The following is a 911-nucleotide window of genomic DNA, read 5'->3' on the forward strand; positions in this document are numbered from 1 at the left end:
AGTGACTATGCTGCCTTTAAAGAAAAAACGCAGAAAGTTATCGACCAGTTTGATGGGCAAGAATCTTACGGCGCAACGATTAACGGGAAACTAACTGTATCAGAAAATGTAGCGGACCTAGGGGGAATCGCCGCAGCCCTTGAAGCTGCCAAGAGAGAAGCAGACTTCTCTGCTGAAGAATTCTTCCACAACTTTGCTCGTATCTGGCGTATGAAAGGCCGTCCTGAGTTGATGAAACTTATGGCCAGTGTCGATGTGCACGCGCCTGCTAAACTCCGTGTCAATGTGCAAGTACCTAACTTCGATGACTTCTTTACAACCTATGATGTCAAAGAAGGCGACGGCATGTGGCGTTCACCAGAGGACCGTGTGATTATTTGGTAAGACAAAAACCAAGGATGTTATCCTTGGTTTTTTGCTTGCTAGAAAAAGGGATTAAAGGTCTTTTCGTGAGCGATGGTCGTAGCTGGACCATGCCCAGGATAGACATCGTAGTTAGGAAGAGTGAAGAGTTGCGTCTGAATGCTATGGAGGAGTTGTTCCGTGCTGCCTGTAGGAAGGTCTGTCCGTCCAATGGTCTCACGGAATAGGGCATCTCCGGTCAAGACTAGATGGGAGTCAGGAAAGACTAGGGAAACACCGCCAATAGAGTGGCCTGGGGTTGGTAGAACAGTAAAATGAAATTCCTCAAGCTGGTATTCCTCATGAAAGACAAAGGTGTGTTCTGCTGGTTTACAGACGACATCTGCCATATCATCATGACGAGGGAGACCAGAGAGATTATCGACTGGAGTATAAAGCCAAGATGCTTCACTCTCTGCGACATAAACTGGAGGATTTCCAAAAGTCTTACGCACCAAGTCCAGACTCATAATATGGTCGTAGTGGGTGTGGGTCAGGAGAATCGCACA

Annotated in this window: 2 protein-coding genes; one reads left to right on the forward strand and one right to left on the reverse strand. The window is 47.1% G+C overall.

Annotated elements, in window-relative coordinates; translation table 11 throughout:
- On the forward strand, nt 1-384 hold a 384-nt coding region (locus GMD1S_RS08255; protein WP_000309879.1), incomplete at its 5' end, for a M13-type metalloendopeptidase.
- A 38-nt stretch (nt 385-422) separates the two neighbouring features.
- Here the strand turns inward: GMD1S_RS08255 and GMD1S_RS08260 are convergent.
- The coding region (locus tag GMD1S_RS08260) for an MBL fold metallo-hydrolase (protein ID WP_008281058.1) at nt 423-911 on the reverse strand (489 nt) is incomplete at its 5' end.

Origin of the sequence: Streptococcus sp. GMD1S (genome assembly GCF_000296875.1) — a bacterium.
Taxonomy (GTDB): Bacteria; Bacillota; Bacilli; order Lactobacillales; family Streptococcaceae; genus Streptococcus.